Raw genomic sequence first — 2,521 nt, forward strand, 5'->3', positions numbered from 1 at the left:
CCGGCATCCTGGCGGCCCTGGACTGGGTGGCGGAACGGCGGCCGGACGTCGGCTGGATCGTCAGCGTCGCCGGCGATTCACCCTTTCTGCCGGCGGACTATGTCGAGCGGCTGCACGCGGCGCGCAGCCTGGCCGGGATGCCGCTCGCCTGCGCCCGCACCGATGGGCGGACCCATCCCGTGAACGGGCTGTGGCCGGTGGCGCTGCGCCACGATCTGCGCCGCGCCCTGGTCGAGGAGGACATACGCAAGATCGACCGCTGGACGGCGCGCCATGGGGTGGCCCCCGCAGACTGGCCGAGTGAGCCGGTCGACCCGTTCTTCAACGTGAACACGCCGGACGAGCTGGCGGCGGCGGAGCGGCTGCTCGGCGGTCAGGACAGGACCCCGTAGGGCAGGAAGCCGACCCGGTCGCCCGGTGCTGCCGAGGTGACCTCCTCCGGCAGGACCACCAGGCCGTCGGTCGCGGTGAGCGAGGTGATCACGCCGGCACCGTCCTGCGGATGCTTCAGCGCCAGGACCGCGCCGTCCTGCTGGGCCAGGCGCACCCGCACGAACTCCCGCCGGCCGGCCTTCTTCCGGTGGCTGAACCCGCAGGTGACCGGGACCGGCAGCGGCGGCTGATGGCTCTCGCCGCCGAGCCGCGCGATCAGCGGGCGGGCCAGGAAGCTGAAGGTCACGAAGGCCGCCACCGGGTTGCCGGGCAGGCCGATGAACGGCGTTCCCCGCACGACCCCCATGGCGACCGGCCGGCCCGGCTTGATACCGACCCGCCAGAAGGCGAGCGCGCCATCCTGCTCGACCGCGGCCTTCACATGGTCCTCGTCGCCGGCGGACACGCCGCCCGAGGTCAGGAGCAGATCATGGGCACCTGCCGCCCCGGCCAGGGCATGGCCCACTGCCTGCCGGGTGTCCGGCAGGATGCCCAGGTCGGTGACGATGCAGCCGGCCCGGCGGAGCAGGACGCCCAGCATGAAGCGGTTGGCGTCGTAGAGCCTGGCCGGAGCCAGGGGCTGGCCCGGCGCCACCACCTCGTTGCCGGTGGAGAACAGCGCCACGCGCAGCCTTTGCCGGACCCGCACGGTGGGGAGGCCTAGTGCCGCCAGCAGCCCCACTTCCCGGGCGGTCAGCCGCCGCCCGGCGGGCATGGCGTTCTCGCCCTTGGGCAGGTCCTCGCCGGCCAGCCGCCGATTCGCGCCGCGCGCCAGCCCCTGGGGCAGGCTGGCCAAGCCATCCTCGACCCGGACATCCTCCTGCATGAACACCGTGTCGGCACCGGCCGGCAACGGGGCGCCGGTGAAGATGCGCACGGCCTGTCCCGCCGTCGCCAGCCCCTCGGGTGCCGCACCGGCGGCGACCCGCCCGGCGATCGGCAGGCGGCTGTCGCCTTCGGCGCTCAGGTCGCCATGGCGCACCGCGTAGCCGTCGACCGCGGAATTGTCGAACGGCGGCAGGTCGACGGTGGCGGTGACGTCCTCGGCCAGGACCCGCCCGTCGGCTTCTTCCAGCGGGACCAGCTCCGTGCCGGTGACGGCGCCCACCCGCCCGGCCATCAGCCGCACCGCCTCTTCCAGGCGCATCAGCTCGCCGCCGAAGGCGAAGCAGTCGTTGGTGAGCTGTGCCATCGCCGCTTCCGTTACCGGCCGGGGGTGAGAGCTGGCGCCGGTACGGCGCGGCGGAAACCCAGCCGGCCGAGCTCGGCAATGAAGGCATCATCGTCGAGGGCGGCCAGGAAGGCCCGCACGGCCGGGCGGTCCCGCCGCTCCGACACCAGCGCGAAGTCGTAATGCTCCTCCGCGAGCGGGATGAAGCCAAGCCCCTGCGCTTCGGCGACCGGGGCGATGGCGACCCCCCAGTCGGCGCGGCCCTGGGCCACGGCGGCGGCGACCGCATGATGCGAGCGGGGCTGGTTCCAGTAGCCGGGCGGCCGGGCGCCGCGCAGCAGCCGGTCGATCAGGATCCGGGTGCCCGCACCCTGGTTGCGGTTGACCATGATGCAGCCGGGATCCGCCAGTGCCGCCGCCACGGCCGCTTCCGGTTCCTGCCCGGCAAAGCGCCGGTCGCCCTTGCGGAACAGGACGCCCTGCATGCGCCGCCAGCCCTCGACCAGCTCCAGCCCGGGTGTCAGGTAGGGTTCGTTGTAGCGCCCGGACTTCGGGTCCATCAGGTGGATGGGCGCGAGGTCGCACTCGCCGCGCCCGGCCGCCGCCAGCCCGCCGAGGCTGCCCACCGCTATCAGCCGGACCGTCTGGCCGGCTTTGGCGAGCCTGGTGACCAGCGCGTCCAGCCCGATGCAGTGGCTGCCGATGACGACCAGCTCCGGGATGCGGAGCTGCGGGGAGAACAGCGTCACCTCGGCCACCGTCCCGGCCGGCACGCTCTCCGCCAGCGCGTCCACCGCGATGAAGCCGTCTGCCTGGGAGAAGGTCGTGACCGAGCCCGAGCCCTTGCCCACCGGGTAGGCCAGGAGGCCGTCGCCGTGCTCGACCAGCGACACCATCACGAACTCGGTCCGGCCCGGC

General features: G+C 73.8%; 3 protein-coding genes. 1 reads left to right on the top strand and 2 read right to left on the bottom strand.

Annotated features, from left to right (window positions below):
- A partial coding sequence (locus tag EQG76_RS24565; RefSeq protein WP_159717235.1) for an NTP transferase domain-containing protein occupies positions 1-392 on the top strand: 392 nt, incomplete at its 5' end.
- Here the strand turns inward: EQG76_RS24565 and EQG76_RS24570 are convergent.
- Both EQG76_RS24570 and EQG76_RS24575 read right to left on the bottom strand, forming a co-directional pair.
- Complete coding sequence (locus EQG76_RS24570) at positions 374-1,624, bottom strand: molybdopterin molybdotransferase MoeA (protein ID WP_159717237.1); 1,251 nt, start codon at positions 1,622-1,624, stop codon at positions 374-376. The genes EQG76_RS24565 and EQG76_RS24570 overlap by 19 nt on opposite strands.
- 11 nt (positions 1,625-1,635) lie before the next feature.
- Positions 1,636-2,521: substrate-binding domain-containing protein (locus EQG76_RS24575; RefSeq protein ID WP_321573507.1), on the bottom strand; the 886-nt coding region annotated here is incomplete at its 5' end.

The sequence above is a fragment of the Geminicoccus flavidas genome (assembly GCF_009806515.1).
GTDB lineage: Bacteria > Pseudomonadota > Alphaproteobacteria > Geminicoccales > Geminicoccaceae > Geminicoccus > Geminicoccus flavidus.